Source organism: Streptomyces sp. NPDC036764, from assembly GCF_055609385.1.
The window spans coordinates 308,743-331,949 of the sequence record NZ_JBVJPT010000010.1 but is presented as its reverse complement, the minus strand read 5'-3'; the positions used below and the strand labels follow the sequence as shown (position 1 = coordinate 331,949).

The following is a 23,207-nucleotide window of genomic DNA, read 5'->3' as shown; positions in this document are numbered from 1 at the left end:
CATCCCCCAGCAGGACGGCCCGTGGTCCGGCGCTCACCACACGCACGGCAGGTCCACCTCGATCACCGTCGGCCCTCCGACCGGACTCGACACCCGTACGGTCCCGTCGAGCGCCGCGACCCGCCGCCGCACCCCGAGCAGACCCGAGCCGCCCTCGCCCATGGCGCCGCGTGTCGGGGAGGTGTCCCGACGTGCTCCGGCCGCGTTCCGCTCGTCCACCCCGCCGCGGCCCTCGTCGGCGACGGAGACCCGCAGTCCCCTCCTGGTCCGCGCGAGCCGGACCGTGGCGGTGGGGGAGCCGCTGTGCTTGGCCACGTTCGTGCACTGGTCAGTTCGGCCGCGGTGGTGGCGTTCCACCAGACGGCGCCGTTCTCTCTGGCGCTGGTGTTCGTGACGGCGTCGACGGCCGCGTTCCTCGGCGATGTGACGCTGTACTGGCTGGGGCGGCGCGGCATGGGCTCGAAGAACGGCTCGCGCTGGCTGGAGGCGATCCGCTCGCGGGCGCCGGAGGGCCTCGGCCACCACGAAGTAGCCGGCCGCCTCGACCGCCGCGGGCGCCCGCGGACCGTCTTCCGCCAGCCCGTCCGCGTCCACGCTCACCCGCAGCCCGGACCCGGCGGCCAGCGCCCGCACGGCACCGGTGAGCCCCCGGTCGGTCAGGATCGGCGGATGGATGCCGCGCACCACGTGACGCAGCTCTGCCAGTGCCTCCTCGGCCTGCGCCTGGGCGTCGTCCAGCAGCTTGCGCGCGGCGTCCGGATCACGGTCGTAGGCGCGCTTGGCCAGCCCGATCCGCATGGACAGCGACACCAGCCGCGCCTGCGCCCCGTCGTGCAGGTCCCGCTCGATCCGGCGCAGCTCGGCGCCGTGCGCGGCGACCGCGTCGGCCCGGGTCGCGGTGAGCCGCTCGACCCGCGCCGCCAGCAGCGCCTGCGGCGACGGCCGCAGCAGCGCGGTCGACCAGTTCGCCTCCAGGTCCGCCAGGCGCACGATCCACGGCAGGACGACGGCCCGCCGGCGCAGCAGCCCGCAGCCCACGCCGTCCACGACGAGGCCGACGGGCCACAGCGGCAGCGCGAGCAGGACCAGGGCGCCGTAGACGTAGTAGGCGGCCATCCAGCGCAGATCGGTGAGCGTGCCGGGATCACGCACCGCGGTGCGCAGCCGCTCGGCCAGCGGCCCGTCGACGGTCCGATAGGCCTCGGGGATCTCCCGCCCCGTCCAGGCGGCGGTCAGGCGTCGCTTTGCCCCGGCGATACGCCGCAGGAGGATCACCGTCTCCGGCAGCAGCCAGCAGCCGACCACCGCGACGGTGCCGACGGCGGTGATCAGCAAAACGGTGATGAAGAGGTACATCCCGAAGGCCATCGCGGCCGCGACCAGGAGATGGAGCGTCGCGCGCCCGGCCTTTAGTACCGTCGCCCGCATGCATCTCACGTCCCGGCCCACGTCCTGTTCAATCAATTGACTTAGATTGTACGGAGGTGAAACCGCGGCGGCTCGAGGGACTGGCCGCCGAGGTGCGATACGAAGTCCCGGTACGGCGGTGATCATGGCAGGCAGGACACTGCGGGAGGAACAGGCGGACGCGACCCGGGAGCTGCTCCTGACCGCGGCCGAGCGGCTCTTCGCCGAACACGGGGTGTACGCGGTGTCCAACCGCCAGGTCAGCGAGGCCGCCGGACAGGGCAACAACACCGCGGTCGGCTACCACTTCGGCACCAAGACCGACCTCGTCCGCGCCATCGTCCGCCGGCACTCGACGCGCATCGAGGAGATCCGCGCCCGCCTGCTCGCCGACCTGACCGACCCGGACGACGTGCGCAACTGGGTGGACTGCCTGGTCCGCCCCTCCCTCGAACACCTCGCCGCGCTCGGCAGCCCCACCTGGTACGCGCGGTTCTGCGCCCAGGTCGTCGCCGATCCGGCACTGCACCGGATCATGGTCGAGGAGGCCCTCACCTCCCCGTCCCTCCAGACGATCATCGACGGCCTGAACCGGTGCCTGCCCGACCTCCCGGCCGAGGTCCGCGCCGAGCGCGGCGAGATGGTCCGCCATCTGATCGTCCACGTGGCCGCCGAGCGCGAACGCGCCCTCGCCGAACACACCCCCACCCCTCGGGCCACCTGGGACGACGCCGCCACGGGCGTCACCGACGCCGTCGTCGGCATGTGGCTGGCGGCTGCGACACCCGGAGTACGACCGTGAAATCGACCTTCGGCGGACGGGGCAGGTTATGAACACCGGTTCGGCGGCGCCCCCGAGGGGCGCGGGGAACTGCGCGACCAGCCACCACCGGCCCGCAGACGATCGACGACCCATAGCGGCACTGCCGGCGGAGCGCCTGGCGCGCGGCGCCGGCCAGCATGTCCTGGTGGTCGCGGGCGACCTCCACCTCGCCGAACTCCTCACGACCACACTGGAGCTGGCCGGCTACCGGATCAGCCTCACCGGCAGCGGCACCGAGGCCATCGCGCGCGTCGCCGAACGACGCTTCGACCTGGTCGTCTTCGACACGGACGTACCGGACCAGGGCGACTTCGACCGGGAACGCAGGCCCGAGCTGCCGTACCGCCCGCCCGTCCTGCTGCTCACCGAGTGCGACTTCCTGGACCAACTGGTGCCCGAACTCGGCCCGGGCAGACGGGACTACGTCACCAAGCCCTTCCGGGTGGCCGAGGTCCTCGCCCGGATCCAGGTCCTGCTGCGCGACGCCCGCCCCGGCCGGCCCAGGGGCAATCCACTGCACTACGGCGACCTCGTCCTGGACGACGCCGTGTGCCGGGCGCGACGGGGGACGCGGGCGCTCGACCTCACGCCCGCGGAGTACCGGCTGCTGCGCCATCTCCTGGCCAACGCGCACCGGGTGCTGTCCAAGGAGCAGATCGGCCGCCACGTCTGGGGCGACCACCGCGGCGACAACGCCATCGAGCAGCTCGTCTCCCGACTGCGCCGCAAGGTCGACCGGGACGCCCCGGCGCTGATCCACACGCGCCGCGGCTTCGGCTACTGGCTGGGCGGAGGCGACGCCACTGGCTGAGGTCCAGCGCCGGTCATGTGATCCGGGCCACGTCAGTCTCCTGTCAGGAAACTGACCGGAAGGCGTCAGACCCCTCTGTTTGCATGTGCTCATCGATGCCGCCCCCCACAGCAGAGGTGAACCATGGCCGACACCCTCACCGGTCGCACGTCCGAGGCACCGGACGCCGTTCCCGAGTTTCCGATGCCCAGGCAGTCCCGCTGCCCCTTCGACCCGCCGCCCGCGCTGAAGGACCTTCAGGAGCAGGGCCCGCTCGCCAAGGTGCGGCTGTGGGACGGCAGCGAGTCGTGGCTCGTGACCCGGTACGCCGAGCAGCGCGCCCTGCTGGGCGACCCGCGCGTCAGCGCCGACACCGACCGGCCGGGCTACCCCACGAAGGCCAGCCCCGAGGGTGGCGAGGGCAAGCTCAGCTTCATCATGATGGACGACCCCGAGCACGCCCGGCTGCGCCGGATGGTCACCGCGCCGTTCGCCGTCAAGAAGGTCGAGGCCCTGCGGCCCGCCGTGCAGCGCATCGTGGACGGCCTGATCGACGACATGCTGGCCGGCCCCGCCCCGGTCGACCTGGTGGACGTGTTCGCTCTGCCGATCCCGTCGCTGGTCATCTGCGAGCTGCTGGGCGTGCCCTACGAGGAGCACGACTTCTTCCAGGAGCACACCAAGACCATGGTCCGCACGACCGCCACGCCCGAGGAGCGCGGTGCGGCGAGCCGCGAGGTCGCGGGCTACCTCGCCGGAGTGGTGGGCAGGCGGATCGCCGAGCCGAAGGACGATCTGCTGTCGAGCATCGCCGGCCGCGTCACCGCCGGTGAACTCACCCACCAGCAGGCCACCGAGATGGCCCTGCTCCTGCTCATCGCCGGTCACGAGACCACCGCGAACATGATCGCGCTCGGCACCCTGGCCCTGCTCCGGCACCCCGACCAGCTCGCCCTCCTGCGCGAGTCCGACGACCCGAAACTCGTCGCGTCCGCGGTCGAGGAGCTCCTGCGCTACCTGCACATCACCCACCTCGGGCGGCGCCGGGCGGTGACCGAGGACATCGAGATCGCGGGCCAGGTGATCAGGGCCGGCGAGGGCGTGATCATGGTCAACGAGATCGGCAACCGCGACCCCGACGTCTTCGCCGACCCCGACCGCCTCGACATCACCCGCGACGCCCGCCGCCACGTCGCCTTCGGCTTCGGTGTCCATCAGTGCCTCGGCCAGCCGCTCGCCCGCATGGAGCTCCAGGTCGTCTACGGCACCCTCTACAAACGCATCCCGACACTGAAGCTCGCCGGCGACCTGCAGGACGTCCGCTTCAAGACCGACGCGTTCATCTACGGCGTCCACGAACTGCCCGTGTCCTGGTGACCGCTCCTCACCCGCGCACCACGAACCACACCCACGTCCGAGGAAAGGAAACCGAATCATGAAGGTGGAGCTGGAAGCCGACAGGTGCGTCGCGTCGGGGCAGTGCGTGCTCGCCGCGATGGACGTGTTCGACCAGGACGACGACGGCATCGCGATCCTGCTCGACGAGCATCCCGCCGCCGCACACCTGGACGGCGTCCGGGAAGCCGTGACGATCTGCCCGGCCGCCGCGATCCGGCTGGTGGACCGGTGAGGCGGATCGTCGTCGTGGGGGCCTCGGCCGCCGGCCTCGCGGCGGCCGAGACACTCCGCCGCGAGGGCTACGACGGCACCCTCACCCTCGTCGGCGACGAACCGCTCGCCCCCTACGACCGCCCGCCCCTGTCCAAGCAACTGCTGTCCGGCGAGTGGGAACCAGGGCGGCTGAACCTGCGCACCCCCGACGACCTCGCCGGGCTCGGCCTCGACCTGCGCCTCGGCGTACCCGCGACGGGCCTGCGACTCGCCGACGCCGAGGTGGAGTTGGGCGACGGCTCGGTGGTGCCGTACGACGGCCTGATCATCGCCACCGGGGTGCGTCCGCGCCGGCTGCCCGGGGAGGGCGGGCATGTCCTGCGCACCCTGGAGGACGCGGTGCGACTGCGGGACCGGCTGGCGCCGGGCAGGCGGCTCGTCGTGGTCGGTGCCGGGTTCCTCGGGGCCGAGGCCGCCGCCGTCGCCCGGCGGCTGGGCTGCGAGGTGACGCTCCTGGAGCCCGCCCCGGTGCCGCTCGCCCACGCCGTCGGCACGCAGGTCGGCGAGATGCTGACGGACGCCCATCGGGAGCGGGGCGTGGACCTGCGCTGCGGGGTCACCGTGACCGAGGTGACCGGGCACGGGGTGCGACTGGCCGACGGTGAACTGATCGAGGCCGACGAGGTGTTGACCGCCGTCGGCTCGCTGCCCAACACCGACTGGCTCGACGGCAGCGGACTCACCGTCGGCGACGGCGTCGTCTGCGACGAGTACTGCGAGGCCGCCTGGGGGTCCCCCCGGCCGGAGGCTGGGGGAGTGTACGCCGCCGGGGACGTCGCCCGCTGGTACAACCCGCTGTTCGGCCGGTCGATGCGCATCGAGCACCGCACCAACGCCGCCGAGCAGGCCATGGCCGCCGCCCGCAACCTGTTGCGCCCCGAGGCGCGCAAGCCGTTCGCGCCGGTGCCGTACTTCTGGTCCGATCAGTACGACATGAAGATCCAGGCATACGGCTACCTGCGCGGGCACGACGAGGTCGCCGTGGTGGAGGGCGATCCGGCGGAGCGCCGGTTCGTCGCCGCGTACCGCACCGGGGACCGGGTCGCCGGGGCGCTCGCGGTGGGGATGCCGCCCAGGGCGCTGCGGCACCGGCGCCAGGCCATCGCCGGCGGCGCGAGTTGGCGGGAGGCGGTGGGAGTCGATGCGATCGCAAATTAATTGAGTTACGCAATGAGATGGTAAAGTGGCCGGTATGTTCGCCACACCGCTCCCCGAACTCCCCGACACCCCCGCGTCCCCGGAAGTGGCCGAGATCGAGCGCGCGCTCACCCGGATCACGTATCTGAGTACGCGTGCCCGGCAGCACGAACGGCTGATGGCCCTGGCCGGGGTACCGCTGGACCGGGCGGCCGTGGCGCTGCTGCGTCAGGTCGCCGACTCGGAGCCGCTGCGGCCGGGGGAGCTGGCCGGCCGGCTGGGTGTGGAGGCCTCGCACGTCACGCGCACCGTGCAGCAGTTGGAGAGGTCCGGCCACCTCACCCGTGTCCCGGACCCGCAGGACCGTCGTGCCCAGCGCATCGAGCTCACCGACTCCGGGCGCCGGGCCGTCGACCGGGTCCGGGACGCGGGGGCCCGCGGCATGCAGCTCGCCCTGGCCGACTGGACGCCCGAGGAACTGCGGCAGCTCGCCACGCTCTTCCATCGCATGGTCGACGACTTCCTCACCCACGCCGCCGACGAGGACGGCGAACAGCAGGCGGCGACGCGGGGCGCGGGCACCTGAACCGATGTCTGTCGTCTGCGGCGCCGTTGTGGCTGATCGCGCAGTTCCCCGCGCCCCTGGAGGGTTGTCGAGCCGTGGCTGACTTTGTGCGACGCACTCAGGGTGCCGTCTGGGCCAGGTGGGAGCCAGTGTGGGGCGGTTCGGGTGTCGTTGGCTCTCGTAGGCCGTTCAGTAGCAGTCGTCCCAGCGCGGGCAGGGCGACGAGCGGGACGAGTGCCGTCTGTAGCGACGTGGCGTCTGCCAGTGCGCCGATCGCCGGTGCAGCGAGGCCGCCCACGCTGACGGCCAGGCCGAGCGTCACCCCGCTCGCGGTGCCTACCCGCCGGGGCAGATAGTCCTGGCCGAGCGTGACGTGCAGTGAGAACGGGACGTACAGGCCCGCCGACGTGAGTGCGACGAACAGGTACACCGCCGGACCGGGAACGAGGACGACCCCGGCCACCGCGAGCACGGACAGCGTGTACGCCCGGCGTACGACCGTGAGCCGCCCGTACCGCTCGGCGAGCCGGCCCCCGGCAACGGTCCCGACCGCCCCGCCCGCGTAGAGCACGAACAGCGCGGCCGTGCCGGCCAGGTCGCCGCCGCCGGTCCGCTGGCGGACGTACAGCGAGACGAACGCGCTCAGGCCGACGAACACGATCGACCGGCACACGATGGCGCCGGACAGCCGCAGGAACGACGGCCAGTCGTCCGTCCCGACACCCTCGCCCCTGGACGTGGCGGCGGCACGGCCCCCTGCCGAGCGCACCGCCGCCGCGCACAGGGCCGCCCCCGCCATGGCCAGCACGACCAGCAGGGGAGAGGCGCGCAGGCCGCCGGTGGCGATCACCGCCGCCACGAGAAGCGGCGCCAGGGCGAAGCCGACGTTGCCGCCGAGGGAGAAACAGCCCATCGCCGTATGGCTGCCCCGGGACGCGGCGCGGGCCGCGCGGGCCGCCTCCGGGTGGTACGCGGCGACGCCGATCCCGGACACGGCCACGACCGCTAGCGTGAGCGCGTAGGAATCCGTGACACCGCTCAGCGCGACCCCCGCACCTGCCGTGAGCGCGCTCAGCGGCAGCATCCAGGGCATCGGCCGGCGGTCGGTGAGCGCCCCGAACAGCGGCTGCACCACCGACGACAGCAGGGAGGCGGCGAGCACGACGCCCGAGGCGGCGGCGTAGCTGTAGGCGCGTTCGGCGACGAAGAAGGGGACGAGGGCGGCGACGGCGCCCTGGTACACGTCCACACAGGCGTGGCCCAGGGACATCAGCGTGATGGCTCGGTTGCGTTTCTCGGACACGTTGCGATCGTCGCCGGGCGCGTTCCTGGCCCGCTTCCGATAATCTGCCCAAGTGTGTCGAACATCCGCCACACGCCGACCGCGCCGACTCGCGCCAAGGTCCTGAGCGCCGGGGAACGCATCGACGCGCACCGGCACGACGACCACCAGATCGTCTACGCGGGCTCCGGCGTCCTCGCCGTCACCACCGACGCCGGTACCTGGTTCGCGCCGGGCAACCGTGCCATCTGGGTACCCGCCGGCACCGACCACGCCCACCGCGCTCACGGCCACCTCGACCTGTACCTGGTCGGTCTGCCCGCCGACGACAACCCCCTCGGCCTGGACGCCCCCACCGTCCTCGCCGTCGGTCCGCTCCTGCGCGAGCTGATCCTCGCCTACACCCGCGACCCCGACGACCACAGCCCCGAACGCCACCGCCTGCTCGCCGTCCTGCGCGACCAGCTACGTGCCTCGCCGCAGCAGCCTCTGCGCCTGCCCACGCCCGCCGATCCACGCCTGGCCGCCGTCTGCGCGCTCGTCCACGCCGACCCGGCCGACCCGCGCACCCTCGCCGCGCTCGGCGCCGCGACCGGGGCCGGCGAGCGCACCCTCAGCCGGCTCTTCCGCCACGAGTTCGGCATGACCTTCCCGCAGTGGCGCACCCAGTCACGGCTCTACCACGCGCTGCGCCTGCTCGCCGAGGGCACCCCCGTCACGACCGTCGCGCACCGCTGCGGCTGGTCCTCCGCCAGCGCCTTCATCGACGTCTTCCGCCGCTCCTTCGGATACACCCCCGGAACCCACAACCGCCGCGCGTAGCAGGCGCGATGAACGGGCGGGGGCGGATGGCGGCCGCAGACCTACCCTCCGGTAGCATCCGGCGGCAGGCCATCCAAGGAGGATCCGTGCCCCGGTCCGAACGCTCGCCCCTGCTGCTCGCCGGCCTGCTGGCCACGGCGGGGGTCGCCCACTTCGCCGTTCCCCGCCAGTTCGACGCCGTCGTACCGCGCTCCCTGCCGGGGACGCCCCGGACATGGACGTACGCCAGTGGTGTCGCCGAGCTCGCGCTCGCGGCCGGTTTGGCGCTGCCGCGCACCCGCAAGCCCGCCGCGCTCGCGGCGGCGGCCTTCTTCGTCGGCGTGTTCCCCGCGAACGTCAAGATGGCCGTCGACTGGCGCGACCGCCCCGCGCCGCAGAAGGCCGTCGCCTTCGGGCGGCTGCCGTTGCAGATCCCGCTCGTGCTGTGGGCACGCGGCATCGCCAAGGGCACGGAGGGACGGGCATGAGCGCACTGAAGGTCGGCGACAAGATCGAGGACTTCGCGCTGCCGGACGAGACCGGCACCGAGCGCAGCCTCACCGAGCTGCTCGCCGAGGGACCGGTGGTGCTCTTCTTCTACCCGGCCGCCCTCACCTCCGGCTGCACCGCGGAAGCCTGCCACTTCCGTGATCTCGCCGCCGAGTTCGCCGCGGTCGGCGCCCGGCCCGTCGGTATCAGCGGGGACGCCGTCGAACGTCAGCAGGAGTTCGCCGCACGCCACACCCTCGGCATGCCGCTGCTGTCCGACGCGGACGGCGCGATCCGTGAGCGGTTCGGCGTGACCCGCGGTTTCTCGCTGGCGCCCACCAAGAGGGTCACCTTCGTCATCGGGCAGGACCGCACGGTCCTGGAGGTCGTGCGCAGCGAACTGCGGATGAACACCCACGCCGACCGGGCCCTCGCCGCGCTGCGCAAGTGAGCGCACGGCCACACGGGGCGGCGGGCGCGAGCGCACAGGCCCGTATGTAGCGCACGGCGTCGCGGTTGATGCGGTGCGGCGCAGGACTCATGCTGGACGACATGGAGCGCGTCTCCGCCGCGGCGATCCTCGATGCCCAGGGTGTGGTGAAGGGGTGGAGCGAGGGTGCCCGGCGGCTGACCGGCCACACCGCCGAGGAGGTCGTGGGACGGCCCGCACGGGACCTGCTCGCGCAGGAACCGGCACCCGCCGCCGTGACCGCACTCACCGGCCGTGTCCTCCTGCGCCACCGCGACGGCGCACAGGTACCCCTGACGGTGCGCGCGCACGCCGTGCTGGGCGAGGACGGCGCACCCGACGGCTTCGTGATCACCGGTGAACCGGCGGGCGAGCGGGAGCCGGACCTGGGCGAGGAGGCCTTCCAGCAGGCGTCGATGTCGATGTCGGTCTTCGACACCGAGCAGCGCTATCAGCGGCTCAACGACGTCGCCTGCCAGGTCATGGGCGTCCCGGAGGAGGACCTGATCGGCCGGCATTTCCCTCAGACCGTGGAGGACGCCCGGTACAGCCGCGGCTTTCACTGGCATCTGCGACAGGTCGCCGAGACCGGCCGGCCGGTTCGGTACGAGAGCTTCACCGGAGCCCCGGCACTGAACCGCGACCACGCCTGGAGCATCGAGATGTGGCCGGTGCGGAACGCCTCCGGCGATGTCGTGGGCACCGCCATCGCGGCGTTCGACAGCTCCGACCAGTACTGGGCTCGGGAGCGGCTGGCCCTGCTGAACGAGGCCGCCGCGGCCATCGGCACGACCCTGGACGTGGTGCGCACCGCCGAGGAGCTGATCGGGATCGTGGTACCCCGGTTCGCCGACTTCGTCAGCGTGGACCTCTTCGACTGGGTCCTGAACGCGGAGGAACCCCCGGCACTCACAGCCACCGACATCGCCCTGCGCCGGGTCGCCCACGGCTCCGGCACCGAGGGCACCCCGGAAGCCGCAGTCCACCTCGGCGAGGTGGACATCTACCCGCCGTTCTCGCCGCCGGCCCGCGCGATCCTGGAAGGCCGGGTGATCCAGAGCCAGGCCGGCGAGCCCGCGTTCATGCGGTGGATCGCGGAACGCAACGCCCGCGGCCCGGCCGGCCGCAGTCACCGCGTGGGCGCCCACTCGATGATGGCGGTGCCGCTGCGGGCCCGCGGCATCACGCTCGGCGTCGCCGTGGCCGTGCGCATCAGACAGTCCGACGACTACGTGCCCGACGACGCCGTGTTCGCCGAGGAACTCGGCAGCCGGGCCGCCGTCTGCGTGGACAACGCCCGCCGCTTCGCCCGCGAACGCACCACCGCGCTGGCCCTCCAGCACAACCTGCTGCCCCGGGGGCTGTCCGGACAGGCGGCGGTCGAGGTGGCGCACCGCTACCGGCCGTCCGGATCGCAGGCAGGCATCGGCGGCGACTGGTTCGACGTGATCCCGCTGTCCGGATGCCGGGTCGCCCTCGTCGTCGGTGACGTCGTCGGACACGGAATCCCCTCGTCGGCCACCATGGGCCGCCTGTGCACGGCCGTACGCACCCTCGCCGACGTGGACCTGCCGCCCGACGAACTCCTCACCCACCTCGACGACCTGGTCACCCATCTCGCCGGGGACGACTCCGACGAGGTCGCCGAACTGGGCGCCACCTGCCTGTACTCCGTCTACGACCCCGTCACCCGGCGCCTGAGCCTGGCCGCCGCCGGCCATCCGCCGCCGGCCGTCGTCCTGCCCGACGGCACCGCGCAGGTCGTCGAGATGAACGCCGGGCCGCCCCTCGGGGTCGGGGGACTGCCCTTCGAGGCCAAGGAGATCGAACTGCCCGAGGGCGCCCTCGTCGCCCTGTACACGGACGGCCTCATCGAGGACCGCGACCGCGACATCGACCACGCCACCGCCGAGATGTGCCGTGCGCTGACCGCGCCCGCCGAGACCCTCGACGCGCTGTGCGACGGCGTGCTCAAGGCCGTCCTGCCTGAGAATCCCAGCGACGACGTGGCCCTGCTGCTCGCCCGCACCCGGGCCCTGGGCGCCGACCGCATCGCCACCTGGGACGTGACGCCTGACCCCGAGCACGTGTCGACCACCCGGCAGGCGGCCACGGACCAGCTCGCCGCCTGGGGGCTGGACGAGGCGGCCTTCGTCACCGAACTCGTCGTCAGTGAACTCGTCACCAACGCCATCCGGTACGGCGCGCCGCCCATCCAGCTCCGGCTGATCCGTGACCGCACCCTCATCTGCGAGGTCTCCGACGGCAGTTCGACCTCACCGCATCTGCGCCGGGCCCACGCCTACGACGAGGGCGGGCGCGGACTGCTGCTCGTCGCGCAGCTCACCCAGCGCTGGGGCAGTCGGCAGACCGACAGCGGCAAGACGATCTGGGCGGAACAGCCGCTGCCGCCGATCTGATCACTCGAACGAGCAGCCCGGGTTCGGTGCGTCCCGGGAGAACGGCGCGCCGTGCGGCAGCACGTACAGCACATCGAGGACGACCGGGGTGTCCCCCTCGTTGCGGCCTATGTGCACATTGCCGGGCCCGGCCGGCTCCTTGATGAAGCTGCCCTTCGGGTAGACGCCGTCCGAGGCGCAGGTGGAGTCGTAGTGGCTGAGGGTGCCCTGCTGTGCGAAGGCGTACAGCGGGCCGTCGTGGTAGTGCCAGCCGGTGGCCTGGCCCGGCGGAATGGTGACCTCCCTGACGATGTAGTCGGTGTCGCCGACGGTCTTCTGACTGATGACCCGGCCGGTGACGCCGGGCCCGGGCGGAGTCGCCCGGGCGGGCCCGGCGACGAGGACGGTGGCGGCGACCACTGCGCCGGTGACGGCGGTGCGGAGCGCGGGGCGCATACGAGGAGCCTCCTGAGGCGAAAGCGGTTGTCGCCGTGAACATAGAGGCAGCGATGGGCAGTTGAGGTCGGAACCACAACATCCACGGATTTCGCCGGACCTCAGGAGCCTTCGCTTGCGTACCCCGCTCAGAACTCCTCGTGCACCTCGGGATCCCCGCCGAGTCGCCGATGCGCCCGGTCGGCGACGGCCGCAAGCTGCGCGGCGTCCAGGGTGAAGCCGAAGATGTCGAGATTCGCGCGCTGCCGCTCCGGGTCGGCCGACTTGGGGATGGGCAGCGCGCCGAGCTGCGTGTGCCAGCGCAGAACGACCTGGCCGGGCGTCACCTTGAGGGTCTCGGCGATGCCCTTGACGACCGGGTCGTCCAGGAGATCGCCGCCGCGCCCCAGCGGGCTCCAGCTCTCGGTGACGATGCCCTTGTCCTCGTGGAAGGCGCGCAGCTCGTCCTGCGGGAACAGCGGGTGCAGCTCGATCTGGTTCACGGACGGCAGGACGCCCGTCTCCCGCTGAAGCCGCTCGATGTGCTCGGGCGTGAAGTTGGAGACGCCGATCGACCGGACCAGACCGTCCTCGCGGAGCTTGATCATGGCCCGCCAGGAGTCGACGTACTTGTCGACCCGGGGGAGCGGCCAGTGGATCAGGTACAGGTCGACGTACGCGAGGTCCAGGCGGCGCCGGGACTCCTCGAAGGAGGCGAGCGTCTCCTCGTAGCCGTGGTGCCGGCCCGGGAGCTTCGTCGTCACCACCACCTCCGCGCGCGGAACCCCGCTCGCGGCGATGCCCCGGCCGACCCCCGTCTCGTTGCGGTAGTTCGTCGCGGTGTCGACGAGGCGGTAGCCCAGATCCAGGGCGTCTGCCACGGCCTCTTCCGCCTGGGCGTCGTCCATCGGCCAGGTGCCCAGGCCGATGGCGGGGATCGTCGTACCGTCGTTGAGCGTGTGCAGCGGAATGCTGATCACTGTCGGACCTTCCCTCGACTGTGCCGTACACCCAGCGTCACGGATAGGGTGAGGATCGATCAACCGGACGGGTGGGGATGAGGACGGGCCACGGGATGGGCGGCACCGAGGAGAAGCAGGCGGCGGGATCCGGGCGTCCGACGTCACGGGACGTCGCCCGGCTCGCCGGGGTGTCGCACACGGCCGTCTCCTTCGTCTTCAACGGCCGCGCCGAGGGCAATCTCTCGCCCGCCACCCAGGAGCGGATCCGCCGCGCCGCCGCCGAGCTGGGCTACCGGCCGGACCCGGTCGCCCGCGGCCTGCGGCGTCGCCGTACGGCGGTGATCGGCCTGGTCACCGACGAGATCGCCTCCTCGCCGTTCGCGGGACGGCTGCTGCGCGGTGCCATGGAGACGGCCTGGGACAGCGAGCACCTCGTGCTCACCATCGACTCGGGCGGCGATGCGGCCAAGGAGGACGCGGCCGTCGCCGAGCTCCTCGACCGGCGCGTGGACGGCATCATCTACGCGGCCATGTCGCTGCGCCGGGTCCGCGTCCCCGAGGGCCTGCACCGCACCCACTCCGTCCTCGCCAACTGCCTGCCCGAGGACGACTCCCTGCCCGCCGTCATCCCCGCCGAGCGCGCCGGCGGCCGTACGGCGGCCCGGCTGCTGCTGGACGCGGGGCACCGCCGGGTCGCCATGGTCGGCGGCCAGGACGACATCGCCTCGGTCGACCGCCTGCGCGGATTCCGGGACGCGCTGCGCGCCGAGGGGATCAGCGTGCCCAAGGAGTGGGTCGTGCGCACCGGCGGCGAGATCTCCGGCGGGTACGAGGGCGCGACGCGTGTCCTGGACGGCGTCCCCGCCGACCGGCGCCCCACCGGGATCTTCTGCTACAACGACCGGGTCGCGGCGGGCGTCCTGCACGCCGCGACCCGGCTCGGCATCACCGTCCCCGACGAGCTGTCGGTGGTCGGCTACGACGACCAGGAGCACATGGCCGCGTTCCTCACTCCGCCTCTGACCAGCGTCGCCCTCCCGCACCGGGCGATGGGCGACGCCGCCGCACGCCTGCTGCTCGACGCCATCGGCACGGGCCGGACGCCGCCCGCGACGGTACGGCGCCTGGCCTGTCCGGTGATCAGCCGTGCGTCGGTGGGACCAGCTCCCAGCCGGTGACCGTTGCCCCGGCACCGGTCACGAGCAGCTCGGCCACATCGTCCGGCCGCCGGTAGACCCGCTCGGTGACCATCGCCCGATCGCCCACGAACAGCTCGAACAGCGACCCGTCGACCAGGATCCGCACCTCGTCGGCCGGCACCCGTACCACGATCGGCCCCGCTCCCTCGGCCCCGCCGCGCGGCCAGTCACCCCGGTCGAGCGTCACCGTCTGCTCGTCCGGGTCCAGCAGCACCGTCAGCTCCGCACCCGAGGCGGACCGCAGGAGCCGCACGCCCGTGCGGCCGGATGCGGTCACCGTCAGGTCGTACGCCTCCGGCAGCGCGGCAGGCGGACCCGCGGCCGTCACGAACGGCTCGGCGGCCCGCAGCAGTTCGAGCTCCGGCGCCGGTACGACCCGCAGGGACCCGTCGGGATGCACGTCCACCACGCGCGGCGCCGTCAGGACTCCGGCCCAGCCCGCCCGGTCGACCTCGGCCTGCTCCCGTGCCTCCCAGGACCAGCCCCACATCAACGCCCGCTCGGACTCCTGGAGTACGGCGGGTGCGTAGAAGTCCCGGCCGTGGTCCAGCCGGCCTCCGGCGCGGGCCTCGAAGCGCAACCCGCCCTCACCGCCAGCGATCAGACGTCCCGTCAGATAGCCGGTGGTGCCGGGGTTCCCGTCCCACAGTGACAGCACCAGCACCCATGTGCCGTCCGGCGTGCGCAGCAACTGCGGGCACTCCCAACCCGTCGCCCCGTCGCCGAAGGCGTGCGCGGCCACCGGGTCGTTGCCGTCGAGCAGCACCCCCGCGAACCGCCAGTCGGTCAGGTCGTCGCAGTCGTACAGCAGCACCGAAGGCGTCCCGTCCGCGTGCCCGGCGCCGACCAGCGCCCAACGCCGACCGCCGCTGCCGAACACGAACGGGTCGCGGAACATCACCACGTCCAGACCGGCCGGCGGACCCGTCACCACCGGCGCGGGCAGGGGCCGCCAGTCGGTGAGCGTCTCGTCCTCCGGCATCAGCGCACGCGCCAGACAGATCGAACCGAGACCGGTGTGCTGCCGGTCGACGCCCGTGTAGACGGCCGTCGGCACACCGTCGTCGTCGACCACACAGCCCGACCAGCAGCCCGCCTCGTCGGGGCCGCCGGGTGTCGGGGTGAGCGCGATCGGGTGGTGTTCCCAGTGGACCAGGTCGGGGCTGGAGACATGACCCCAGTGGACGTTCGCGTGCACGGGGGCGTCGGGGTTGTGCTGGTAGAAGAGGTGGTGGCGGCCCCGCCAACGGAAGGGACCGTTCGGGTCGTTGATCCAGTTGGCGGGGGGACGGACCCGGAAGCGCGGGGCGCCGGGGTCCGTGCACTGAGCGGCGAGGCTCAACGGTTGACTCCTGCGGACGTGATGCCCTCACGCAGAGGGCGCTGACCGACGACGAAGACGGCGACGGCGGGGATCATGGACAGCACGACACCGGCGAGCACCACCGAGATGGAGCCGGTGCCGAGGTTGCCCTGGAGCGAGACCAGGCCCAGCGGCAACGTGTAGTTCTGGGCCGAGGTCTCCAGGATCAGCGGGCGGAAGAACTCGTTCCAGTGGTAGTTGAAGGCGAGCACGCCGACGATCGCGAGACCGGGCGCGGCCAGCGGGGCGTACACGGACCGGAAGATCCGCCAGGGGCCGCAGCCGTCCAGCATCGCCGCCTCGCCCAGGTCCTTGGGCATGCCCAGGAAGTACTGGCGCATCAGGAAGGTTCCGAACGCGGTCGGGAAGGCCGGGATGATCAGAGCGAGCAGGGTGTCGGTCAGGCCCATCGACTTCAGCACCAGGAACACCGGCACGATCGTGACCTGGAGCGGCACCATCATGGTCGCCAGCACCAGCCCGAACAGCGGCTTCTTGAACCGGAACTCCAGGCGGGCGAAGGCGTACCCGGCGAGGCCGGCCGTGATCATCTGGCCGACCGCGATCAGCGCGGTCACCAGCGTCGAATTGAGGGCGAGCAGCCAGACGTCGATCTGGTCGAAGACCCCGCGGTACGCCTCGGCGGACGGGCTCGTCGGGATGAGGCGCGGTGGCAGGTCGAACGCCTCGGCCGGGGTGCGCAGGGACGTGGAGACGGTCCAGATGACCGGCCCCAGGGTCAGCAGCGCGCACACCGCAAGGCCGGCGATCCGGGCCCATGGCGCGAGGGAGTGCCGGGTGCGGCTGAGGGAGAGTGTCGCTTGGCTCATGAGAGGGTCACCGGCTCACTGGTAGTGGACGAAACGCCGGCTGAGCCGGAACTGGAGGGCGGTGACCGCCATGATCAGCACGAACAGCAGCACACCCACCGCCGAGGCGGCGCCGAAGCGGAGCTGTTCGAATGCGCTCTCGTAGATGACCATCACGACGGTGCGGGTGGCGTCGCCGGGACCGCCGTTGGTGAGGACGTAGGGCTGTTCGAAGACCTGGAGCGCGTTGATGATGCCGACCACCGACGCCACCAGCAGGGTGGGCGACAACAGCGGCAGGGTGATGCCGAGGTGCTTGCGCAGTCCGGTCGCCCCGTCGAGGGAGGCGGCCTCGTGGATCTCCTTGGGGATGTTGTTCAGGCCGCCGACGAACAGCAGGAACGAGAACCCGAACTGCTGCCAGACGTAGACCAGGATCACCGTGGCCATCGCCGCGTTCTCCGACGTCAGCCAGGGCACCGGGGCGACCCCGACCATCCCGAGCAGCCAGTTCACGACCCCGAAGTCCTGGTTGAACAGGTACTTCATCACCACCGAGATCGACGCCGCGGACAGGATCAGCGGGAAGAAGAACGCCGACCGGAACACCGACCGCAGCCACACCGGCATCCGCCCGTTCACCGCCAGGGCCAGCACCAGGGCGATCAGCAGTTGCAGCGCGACGGCGAACACCATGAACAGCAGCGTGTTGCCGAAGGACACCAGCACGGTCGAATCGGTGAAGACCTCACGGTAGTTGGCCGCGCCGGCGAAGCTCGGGTCGTCGATGACGTTCCAGTGGAACAGGCTCAGCACCACCGAGCCGACGATCGGGACGACCGTGAAGACGACGATGCCGACGATCGTGGGCGCCAGGAACAGCGTGGCCAGCAGCCGGGTGCCGCGGTCGCGGGCGGAGCGCCGGGGAGCGGGGGCCGGTGGCGCGGCGGGCGGCTGCGGCCGTACGGCCGGTATCTGGGTGTTCGTCATACGTCACGCTCCATGGCCTTCTCCAGATCGCCCTGCATCCGGCGCAGCGCCGACCCCACCGAGCGCCGGGAGGCCAGCGCGGTACCGGTGTGCTTGAGCAGCACCTGCTCGACCTCGGCGACCTGCGGCGGCGCGGGGATCGGCCCGGTGTCGGGGAACTTGTCGAGGGTGTCGTAGAAGACCGGCCAGCGCTCCGGGCCGGTCTCCCGGTACCGGTCGGCGGTGAGCATCGAGCGGCGTGCCGGGGTGGTCTGGTTGGTGGAGAACAGCCGCGTCAGGGTGTCCTTGCGGGCGGCGTACTTGATGAACTCCCAGGCCTCCTCCTGCCGCTTCGAGGTACGCAGCAGCGCATAGCCGGCGGCGCCGAACTGCATGCGCTGGGTGCGCCAACGCGGGAAGTACTGCACGTCGAAGGCGTCCCCCTGCATGCCGGCCAGGTGCAGACCGCCCGCCCAGAAGCCGCCCGCGGGCGTGACGCCGACCCGGCCGGTGGAGAACACGCCGATCAGGTTCTGGCCGTTGCCGCCCTCGGGCCGGGTGCACAGGCCCTCCTGGACGAGGGAGGCGAGATAGTCGTACGCCTCCTCCACGCGCGCGTCGGTGGCCTGCGGCGTCGTCCACCGGTAGCCGCCCCCGCGGCCTGCCCGCACGGCGGCCGGATAGAAGGAGTCCCACAGCCAGGCACCGCCCGGCGCCTTGGACTCGGAGAGCAGGTTGGTGTCGTTGGCGAACAGCCACGGGACCACGCCGCCCCACAGGCGGTTGGTCCAGAAGTACGGGGTGAACTGGGAGCCGCTGGCCCGCTTCATGTCGCGCAGCAGCGCGGTGAAGTCGTCGCGGGTCCAGTCGGCGGCGGGGAAGTCCGCGCCCGCCCGCTTCAGCACCTGGTGGTTGAGGTACATGTCGGCCGCGTTGAACTCGACCGGGAGCTGGTAGAGGGAGCCCTCGTACATCATCGACTCCACCAGCGAGGGATGGACGTCGGCGAAGTACTCGCGCAGCTCCTCGGCGTCCCGCTTCACCCAGTCGTCCAGCGGGACTCCGAGGCGCTGCGCGAACAACTGGACGCCCTCGGTGGCGACGTACACCAGATCGGGGGCCGTGCCCGCAGCGATCTGGGTGAGGATCTTCGCGAAGAAGTCGGACCAGTCGACGGCCTGGACGGCGTTGATCCGAAGCTTGATGTCGGGATGGACCTGCTTGAAGCCTTCGGTGAGCGTGCGGACGGCCTCCGGTCCGTAGGCGGGGCCGAGCGTGGCGACGACGAGTGAGCCGTCGTCGCGGCCGGGGATGTCGGCTCCGGTGAGCCGATCCCAGCTCGCGGCGGTACCGGCGAGCGCGGCGGCTCCCGCGCCGTAGGCGCCGTACCGCAACAGCGTGCGGCGGGTGGGATGCGAGTCGGTCATGCAGCGGGCCTAACTCGTGTTAGTCCAGTAGTGGTGCCCCAGATGATGGGAAGCCCGACGCGGCCCTGTCAAGAGTCGTGAACCACTTGACCTTTAACGAGTTAGGTCGCAAAGTCCTGGTCCACATGAGCCGCCGTCCCGACGCTCGCCACGTCCGACGAGAGGAACGATGTGTGATGCCCGCGATGACCAGAAGAGCCCTGCTCGCCGGCTCGGCCGCAGGGGCCTCGGCCGCCCTGTTGCCGGCCGCAGCCCCGGCCGCCGCCAAGCCCCGGAAGCCGGCCGCCGCCTGCGCGAGCTACCGCGCCGCGTACCACTTCACGGTCCCCGACCAGTGGAAGAACGACCCGCAGCGCCCGGTCTGGATCGACGGCGAATACCACTACTACTACCTGTACAACCCGGACTATCTCACCGGGGGAACCACGGCGGGCACGGCATGGCGCCTGGCCACCACGACCGACCTGGTCACCTTCCGGGACCGGGGGATCGCCGTACCGAAGGACACGACCCCCAACGGCGACGTCTGGTCCGGTTCGGCGGTGGTCGACACGGAGAACACCGCGGGCTTCGGCGCGGGCGCGGTGATCGTCGTCGTCACCATGGCGCCGGACGAGGTGACGCAGGCGCAGTACCTGTACTACTCGACCGACGGCGGCCGCACGTTCACCAACCACGGCACCGCGCCCGTGCTGCCCAACCCCGGCGCGCGGGACTTCCGCGACCCGAAGGTGATCCGCGACGAGGAGCGCGGCCGGTGGGTGATGACCCTCGCCGAGAACGACAAGGTGGGCTTCTACCACTCCACCGACCTGAAGTCCTGGACGTACGTCAGCGGCTTCATCAAGGGCGGCATCGGCGTCCTGGAGTGCCCGGACCTGTTCCGCATCACCGCCGACGACGGCACCGTGAAGTGGGTGCTCGGCGTGAGCGCGAACGGCAAGGGGGCCGGGCTGCCGAACACGTACGCCTACTGGACGGGCTCCTTCGACGGCACCGCCTTCACCGCCGACGCCGACGACCCGCAGTGGCTCGACCACGGCTGGGACTGGTACGCGGCCGTCACCTTCGAAAGGCACCGCGCGGACGGCTCCGTCGACCCGTCCGTGCGCTACGCCATGGGCTGGCTGAACAACTGGGACTACGCGAACACCACGCCCACCATCGACTGCGACGGCTTCAACGGCACCGATTCGATCGTCCGGCAGATCACCATGAAACGCTCCTCCTCCGGAAGGTACTACCTGGCCTCCCGGCCGATCGCCGCACTGGACGACCACGTCTCCCGCACGGTGCACCTGGGGGACCTGGAGGTCTCCGGCACCCGAGTGCTCGACTACCAGGGCACCGCATTCGAGCTGACCTGCGAGATCACCTGGGACCGGCTCACCGGCGCCGGCCTCCAGCTTCGCCGGTCGCCGGACGGCAGCCGCCACGTCGACGCCGGGATCTACCGCGACTACGCCTTCCTCAACCGTCGCCCCACCGTGAACCCGGATGCGTCCGGCCGGTGGCAGGAGAGCCACAGCCCCTTCGACCCGGCCGCCCGCAGTGTGAAACTGCGCATCCTGGTCGATCGCACATCGGTCGAGATGTTCGTGGACGACGGCCGGTACACGCACTCCTCGGAGGTCTTTCCGTATCTGATCGACACGGGGCTCGCCCTGTTCACGATCGACGGCACGGCGGTCTTCCGGAACGTGGTGATACGGGAGTTCTCGCTGTGACGCGGCGCTGAGTGCTGCCGGGGTGCCGGTCTGCCGAGGCCCTGTCGCCACGTCCGCCGAACGCTGTCACGATCTTCCTGGAACCGGCTCGGACCGGAGCCGGGCCGGGCGACCGACGGAGCGTGCGGATGACGAGGGACAGGGCCAGCGCGGACGGGGCGCAGCAGCGCGCCGGGATCGAGGTGAATCCGGTCGCCGGGCACATCGGCGCCGAGATCACGGGCGTCGACCTGGCCGGTGAGCCGGACGACGCCGTGATCGCCGCGATCCGGGCGGCGGTGCTGCGCTGGAAGGTCGTGTTCTTCCGGGGACAGAAGCTGGACCACGCCGGGCATGTGGCGTTCGCGCGGCGGTTCGGGCAGCCGGTCGTCCTGCGCAAGCGGGGGAGCGCCTCCCCGGCGGACCACCCCGAGATCGAGACCACCGCCGACCGGCTGGAACTGGGCGGGAGGTTCGGCATGGAGCACGACGAGTGGCTGCGGCGACGCCGGCACACGCTGCTGCGCGGCTGGCACTGCGACCACGGTGCCCGCATCGACCCGCCCGCCGCGACGATCCTGCGCGCCGAGACGGTACCCCCGTACGGCGGCGACACGACCTGGTCCAACCTGACGGCCGCCTACGCCGGACTCTCCGGCCCGGTGCGGGAGTTCGTGGACGGCCTCCGAGCCGAGCACCGCCTCGGCGTCGGCTACCAGCCCCGGCCCGGCGACGACGCGTACGTGCGTCATCTGCTCGGCCATCAGGTCGCCTCGCTGCATCCGCTGGTGCGCGTCCATCCCGAGACGGGCGAGCGGGTGCTCTACGTCAACGGCTACTACGTCGAGCAGATCGCCGGCCTCTCGCGCGCCGAGAGCAGTGCGATCCTGGAGATGCTGCTGGAGCAGGCGGTGCGCCCCGAGTACACGGTCCGCTTCCGCTGGGAGCCCGGCAGCGTGGCCTTGTGGGACAACCGGGCCACCATCCACCTGGCCCCCGGCGACAACGCCCACCTCGACTTCCCTCGGATCATGCACCGCGTCATGCTCACCGGGGACGTACCGGTGGGAGTGGACGGCAAGCCGTCGGAGGCGATCGTCGGGACGGAGGTGGGGCGCTGGTAGCCGGCGTATGCCAAGGCAGTGCGCCTCGGCCTTTCGAGCCACGGGCTCCGGGGCGCGGCCTCAGCGGGCGAGCAGGTCCCGCAGCGCCTTCGCGATGTCGTCCGGTGCCTCTTCGGCCATGAAGTGGCCGCAGGTGACGGTGGCGTGCCGCAGATCCGGCGCCCAGGCCCGCCACAGCGCGGCGGCGTCGAAACCGAGTGCCGCGCCCCAGTCCTGCTGGAGCACGCCGACGGGCATCCGCAGCGTGTTGCCCGCGTCCCGGTCGGCCCGGTCGTGCTCGATGTCGACGCCGGCGGAGGCCCGGTAGTCCGCGACGATCGAGGGCACCGCCTCGCGGCAGGCCGCGAGGTAGGCGGCGCGGACGTCGTCCGGGACGGCACGCCGGTCGGCCGTCCAGATGTCCAGGAAGTGGCCGAAGAAGTCGTCCGGGGCGGCACCGATCATGCGCTCGGGCAGGCCGGGCGGCTGGGCCATCAGATAGAGATGGAAGCCCACGGCTGCGGTGACGCCGTGCATGACCTCCCACATGTCCAGGGTCGGCAGGACGTCGAGACACGCCAGGTGGGTCACCGCCTCCGGGTGGTCGAGCGCGGCCCGGAAGGCCACCAGGGCGCCACGGTCGTGCCCGGCCAGGGCGAAACGCTCGTGCCCGAGTTCACCGGCCAGGGCCACGATGTCCGCGGCCATGGTCCGCTTGGCGTAGACGGTGCCGTCGGTCTCCGCCGGTTTGTCGCTGGCGCCGTAGCCGCGCAGGTCCGGGCAGATCACCGTGTGGTCGGCAGCGAGATGGGGGGCCACGTGCCGCCACATCAGATGGGTCTGCGGAAAGCCGTGCAGCAGGACGACGGGCGGGCCGAAGCCGCCCACGGCCGTGTGCAGGGACACTCCGTCGGCGACGGGGACGCGGTGATGTTCGAAACCGGGGATGACAGGGGGCACGGCGGCTCCGCTCCTTGCGAATGGCGGGATCTGATACCTCGATCCTCCCGGGCGCCGATGAGCAACGAATGAGCAGCGGGGCGGCACGCATGCGCTTCTGCCCGCTCCCGGCCGCGCCCCCGCCCGGTGCCGTCAGTCCCGCTCCGGCTCGGCCGGCATCCGGGCGCGCCGACGGGTCAGCACCGCGCCCACCAGGATCACCACGCCGACGGCGACGACCTTGGCGGCCTGGTAGACGCCGGTCGTCAGGTTGTCCGGGGTGAGGGGCAGCGATCCGAGCCCCAACGCCGGAGCGGCGACGGTCCACGCCGCCGCGAGGACCCCGAGGACGATCAGCGTCACAGCCCCGCGCGTCCCGAGGCCGGCCCACCAGGGCTCCGAGGCGTAGTCCCGCTCGTCGATCCGGTCAACGTCCTTGTCGGCCATGGTCCGTGCTCTCCT

The 23,207-nt window shown here is 72.0% G+C and carries 23 protein-coding genes; 13 read left to right on the top strand and 10 right to left on the bottom strand.

The genetic code is table 11. The features are described from left to right. Nucleotides 1-33: 33 nt before the first annotated feature. On the bottom strand, nucleotides 34-1,428 hold the full coding sequence (locus ACZ69Q_RS31385; RefSeq protein WP_471048195.1) for a sensor histidine kinase: 1,395 nt from the start codon (nucleotides 1,426-1,428) through the stop codon (nucleotides 34-36). 124 nt (nucleotides 1,429-1,552) lie between these two features. Here ACZ69Q_RS31385 and ACZ69Q_RS31380 point away from each other — a divergent pair, with 124 nt between their 5' ends. The 6 genes from ACZ69Q_RS31380 (at nucleotide 1,553) to ACZ69Q_RS31355 (ending at nucleotide 6,414) form a co-directional block, all read left to right on the top strand. After that, the gene (locus tag ACZ69Q_RS31380) at nucleotides 1,553-2,209 is read left to right on the top strand and encodes a TetR/AcrR family transcriptional regulator (RefSeq protein WP_471048193.1); all 657 of its coding nucleotides are present in this window, start codon (nucleotides 1,553-1,555) and stop codon (nucleotides 2,207-2,209) included. A 28-nt stretch (nucleotides 2,210-2,237) separates the two neighbouring features. Continuing rightward, complete coding sequence (locus ACZ69Q_RS31375; RefSeq protein WP_471048191.1) at nucleotides 2,238-3,041, top strand: response regulator transcription factor; 804 nt, start codon at nucleotides 2,238-2,240, stop codon at nucleotides 3,039-3,041. A 123-nt stretch (nucleotides 3,042-3,164) separates the two neighbouring features. Continuing rightward, nucleotides 3,165-4,397 carry a cytochrome P450 gene (locus tag ACZ69Q_RS31370; RefSeq protein ID WP_471048188.1) on the top strand — a complete coding sequence of 411 codons (1,233 nt, stop codon included), beginning with the start codon at nucleotides 3,165-3,167 and terminating at the stop codon, nucleotides 4,395-4,397. Nucleotides 4,398-4,455: 58 nt separating this feature from the next. Continuing rightward, nucleotides 4,456-4,650 carry a ferredoxin gene (locus ACZ69Q_RS31365; RefSeq protein ID WP_471048185.1) on the top strand — a complete coding sequence of 65 codons (195 nt, stop codon included), beginning with the start codon at nucleotides 4,456-4,458 and terminating at the stop codon, nucleotides 4,648-4,650. After that, the gene (locus tag ACZ69Q_RS31360) at nucleotides 4,647-5,849 is read left to right on the top strand and encodes an NAD(P)/FAD-dependent oxidoreductase (RefSeq protein WP_471048183.1); all 1,203 of its coding nucleotides are present in this window, start codon (nucleotides 4,647-4,649) and stop codon (nucleotides 5,847-5,849) included. The genes ACZ69Q_RS31365 and ACZ69Q_RS31360 overlap by 4 nt, the downstream gene beginning before the upstream one ends. Nucleotides 5,850-5,883: 34 nt before the next feature. After that, the gene (locus tag ACZ69Q_RS31355; RefSeq protein WP_471048181.1) at nucleotides 5,884-6,414 is read left to right on the top strand and encodes a MarR family winged helix-turn-helix transcriptional regulator; all 531 of its coding nucleotides are present in this window, start codon (nucleotides 5,884-5,886) and stop codon (nucleotides 6,412-6,414) included. A 97-nt stretch (nucleotides 6,415-6,511) separates the two neighbouring features. Here ACZ69Q_RS31355 and ACZ69Q_RS31350 read toward each other — a convergent pair whose 3' ends face one another. After that, complete coding sequence (locus tag ACZ69Q_RS31350; protein ID WP_471048273.1) at nucleotides 6,512-7,663, bottom strand: MFS transporter; 1,152 nt, start codon at nucleotides 7,661-7,663, stop codon at nucleotides 6,512-6,514. Nucleotides 7,664-7,750: 87 nt separating this feature from the next. Here ACZ69Q_RS31350 and ACZ69Q_RS31345 point away from each other — a divergent pair, with 87 nt between their 5' ends. The 4 genes from ACZ69Q_RS31345 to ACZ69Q_RS31330 all read left to right on the top strand — a co-directional run bounded on the left by ACZ69Q_RS31345 (nucleotide 7,751) and on the right by ACZ69Q_RS31330 (nucleotide 11,854). Continuing rightward, a complete protein-coding gene (locus ACZ69Q_RS31345) occupies nucleotides 7,751-8,497 on the top strand; it encodes a helix-turn-helix domain-containing protein (protein ID WP_471048178.1) in 747 nt (248 codons plus the stop codon). An 86-nt stretch (nucleotides 8,498-8,583) separates the two neighbouring features. Further along, nucleotides 8,584-8,964: a DoxX family protein gene (locus tag ACZ69Q_RS31340; RefSeq protein WP_471048175.1), complete on the top strand. Its 381-nt coding sequence runs from the start codon at nucleotides 8,584-8,586 to the stop codon at nucleotides 8,962-8,964. Beyond that, nucleotides 8,961-9,416 carry a peroxiredoxin gene (locus ACZ69Q_RS31335; protein WP_471048172.1) on the top strand — a complete coding sequence of 152 codons (456 nt, stop codon included), beginning with the start codon at nucleotides 8,961-8,963 and terminating at the stop codon, nucleotides 9,414-9,416. Before ACZ69Q_RS31340 ends, ACZ69Q_RS31335 begins: the two co-directional genes overlap by 4 nt. A gap of 101 nt (nucleotides 9,417-9,517) precedes the next feature. After that, on the top strand, nucleotides 9,518-11,854 hold the full coding sequence (locus ACZ69Q_RS31330; RefSeq protein WP_471048271.1) for a SpoIIE family protein phosphatase: 2,337 nt from the start codon (nucleotides 9,518-9,520) through the stop codon (nucleotides 11,852-11,854). Here the strand turns inward: ACZ69Q_RS31330 and ACZ69Q_RS31325 are convergent, their stop codons facing one another. Together ACZ69Q_RS31325 and ACZ69Q_RS31320 are read right to left on the bottom strand one after the other, a co-directional pair. Further along, nucleotides 11,855-12,289, bottom strand: a complete 435-nt coding sequence (locus tag ACZ69Q_RS31325; RefSeq protein WP_471048170.1) for a cupin domain-containing protein — start codon at nucleotides 12,287-12,289, stop codon at nucleotides 11,855-11,857. A gap of 128 nt (nucleotides 12,290-12,417) precedes the next feature. Beyond that, complete coding sequence (locus ACZ69Q_RS31320) at nucleotides 12,418-13,248, bottom strand: aldo/keto reductase (RefSeq protein WP_471048167.1); 831 nt, start codon at nucleotides 13,246-13,248, stop codon at nucleotides 12,418-12,420. Between the two features lie 95 nt (nucleotides 13,249-13,343). Here ACZ69Q_RS31320 and ACZ69Q_RS31315 point away from each other — a divergent pair, with 95 nt between their 5' ends. After that, nucleotides 13,344-14,408: a LacI family DNA-binding transcriptional regulator gene (locus ACZ69Q_RS31315; RefSeq protein WP_471048165.1), complete on the top strand. Its 1,065-nt coding sequence runs from the start codon at nucleotides 13,344-13,346 to the stop codon at nucleotides 14,406-14,408. Here the strand turns inward: ACZ69Q_RS31315 and ACZ69Q_RS31310 are convergent. From ACZ69Q_RS31310 to ACZ69Q_RS31295, 4 genes are read right to left on the bottom strand one after another with little or no spacing between them, the layout of a single operon-like run. Beyond that, a complete protein-coding gene (locus ACZ69Q_RS31310; RefSeq protein ID WP_471048164.1) occupies nucleotides 14,371-15,771 on the bottom strand; it encodes a glycoside hydrolase family 32 protein in 1,401 nt (466 codons plus the stop codon). The two genes, ACZ69Q_RS31315 and ACZ69Q_RS31310, sit on opposite strands and share 38 nt — an antisense overlap. Beyond that, the gene (locus tag ACZ69Q_RS31305) at nucleotides 15,768-16,622 is read right to left on the bottom strand and encodes a carbohydrate ABC transporter permease (protein ID WP_471048162.1); all 855 of its coding nucleotides are present in this window, start codon (nucleotides 16,620-16,622) and stop codon (nucleotides 15,768-15,770) included. Before ACZ69Q_RS31305 ends, ACZ69Q_RS31310 begins: the two co-directional genes overlap by 4 nt. A gap of 15 nt (nucleotides 16,623-16,637) precedes the next feature. Beyond that, nucleotides 16,638-17,591, bottom strand: coding sequence for a carbohydrate ABC transporter permease (locus ACZ69Q_RS31300; RefSeq protein WP_471048159.1), 954 nt, complete (start codon nucleotides 17,589-17,591; stop codon nucleotides 16,638-16,640). After that, nucleotides 17,588-18,997, bottom strand: a complete 1,410-nt coding sequence (locus ACZ69Q_RS31295) for an extracellular solute-binding protein (protein WP_471048157.1) — start codon at nucleotides 18,995-18,997, stop codon at nucleotides 17,588-17,590. Before ACZ69Q_RS31295 ends, ACZ69Q_RS31300 begins: the two co-directional genes overlap by 4 nt. A gap of 176 nt (nucleotides 18,998-19,173) precedes the next feature. On the opposite strand from ACZ69Q_RS31295, the gene ACZ69Q_RS31290 reads away from it, so the two are divergent. Both ACZ69Q_RS31290 and ACZ69Q_RS31285 read left to right on the top strand, forming a co-directional pair. Further along, nucleotides 19,174-20,724, top strand: coding sequence for a glycoside hydrolase family 32 protein (locus ACZ69Q_RS31290; RefSeq protein WP_471048155.1), 1,551 nt, complete (start codon nucleotides 19,174-19,176; stop codon nucleotides 20,722-20,724). Between the two features lie 128 nt (nucleotides 20,725-20,852). Further along, entirely contained in the window at nucleotides 20,853-21,827 is a 975-nt protein-coding gene (locus tag ACZ69Q_RS31285; protein WP_471048152.1) for a TauD/TfdA dioxygenase family protein, read from the top strand. Between the two features lie 60 nt (nucleotides 21,828-21,887). Here the strand turns inward: ACZ69Q_RS31285 and ACZ69Q_RS31280 are convergent, their stop codons facing one another. Together ACZ69Q_RS31280 and ACZ69Q_RS31275 are read right to left on the bottom strand one after the other, a co-directional pair. Beyond that, nucleotides 21,888-22,766 carry an alpha/beta fold hydrolase gene (locus tag ACZ69Q_RS31280; protein WP_471048149.1) on the bottom strand — a complete coding sequence of 293 codons (879 nt, stop codon included), beginning with the start codon at nucleotides 22,764-22,766 and terminating at the stop codon, nucleotides 21,888-21,890. Between the two features lie 132 nt (nucleotides 22,767-22,898). Beyond that, nucleotides 22,899-23,192 (bottom strand): hypothetical protein, encoded by a 294-nt coding sequence (locus tag ACZ69Q_RS31275; RefSeq protein WP_471048146.1) that lies wholly within the window; start codon nucleotides 23,190-23,192, stop codon nucleotides 22,899-22,901. Nucleotides 23,193-23,207: the final 15 nt, after the last annotated feature.

Excerpts from the sequence above, each read along its gene's own strand:
- ACZ69Q_RS31325 (WP_471048170.1), bottom strand. The coding sequence starts at position 12,289 with ATGCGCCCCGCGCTCCGCACCGCCGTCACCGGCGCAGTGGTCGCCGCC.
- ACZ69Q_RS31380 (WP_471048193.1), top strand. The coding sequence starts at position 1,553 with ATGGCAGGCAGGACACTGCGGGAGGAACAGGCGGACGCGACCCGGGAG.
- ACZ69Q_RS31305 (WP_471048162.1), bottom strand. The coding sequence starts at position 16,622 with ATGAGCCAAGCGACACTCTCCCTCAGCCGCACCCGGCACTCCCTCGCG.
- ACZ69Q_RS31350 (WP_471048273.1), bottom strand. The coding sequence starts at position 7,663 with ATGTCCCTGGGCCACGCCTGTGTGGACGTGTACCAGGGCGCCGTCGCC.
- ACZ69Q_RS31315 (WP_471048165.1), top strand. The coding sequence starts at position 13,344 with ATGGGCGGCACCGAGGAGAAGCAGGCGGCGGGATCCGGGCGTCCGACG.
- ACZ69Q_RS31275 (WP_471048146.1), bottom strand. The coding sequence starts at position 23,192 with ATGGCCGACAAGGACGTTGACCGGATCGACGAGCGGGACTACGCCTCG.
- ACZ69Q_RS31300 (WP_471048159.1), bottom strand. The coding sequence starts at position 17,591 with ATGACGAACACCCAGATACCGGCCGTACGGCCGCAGCCGCCCGCCGCG.
- ACZ69Q_RS31290 (WP_471048155.1), top strand. The coding sequence starts at position 19,174 with ATGCCCGCGATGACCAGAAGAGCCCTGCTCGCCGGCTCGGCCGCAGGG.
- ACZ69Q_RS31285 (WP_471048152.1), top strand. The coding sequence starts at position 20,853 with ATGACGAGGGACAGGGCCAGCGCGGACGGGGCGCAGCAGCGCGCCGGG.
- ACZ69Q_RS31330 (WP_471048271.1), top strand. The coding sequence starts at position 9,518 with ATGGAGCGCGTCTCCGCCGCGGCGATCCTCGATGCCCAGGGTGTGGTG.
- ACZ69Q_RS31375 (WP_471048191.1), top strand. The coding sequence starts at position 2,238 with ATGAACACCGGTTCGGCGGCGCCCCCGAGGGGCGCGGGGAACTGCGCG.
- ACZ69Q_RS31385 (WP_471048195.1), bottom strand. The coding sequence starts at position 1,428 with ATGCGGGCGACGGTACTAAAGGCCGGGCGCGCGACGCTCCATCTCCTG.
- ACZ69Q_RS31355 (WP_471048181.1), top strand. The coding sequence starts at position 5,884 with ATGTTCGCCACACCGCTCCCCGAACTCCCCGACACCCCCGCGTCCCCG.
- ACZ69Q_RS31295 (WP_471048157.1), bottom strand. The coding sequence starts at position 18,997 with ATGACCGACTCGCATCCCACCCGCCGCACGCTGTTGCGGTACGGCGCC.
- ACZ69Q_RS31335 (WP_471048172.1), top strand. The coding sequence starts at position 8,961 with ATGAGCGCACTGAAGGTCGGCGACAAGATCGAGGACTTCGCGCTGCCG.
- ACZ69Q_RS31365 (WP_471048185.1), top strand. The coding sequence starts at position 4,456 with ATGAAGGTGGAGCTGGAAGCCGACAGGTGCGTCGCGTCGGGGCAGTGC.
- ACZ69Q_RS31370 (WP_471048188.1), top strand. The coding sequence starts at position 3,165 with ATGGCCGACACCCTCACCGGTCGCACGTCCGAGGCACCGGACGCCGTT.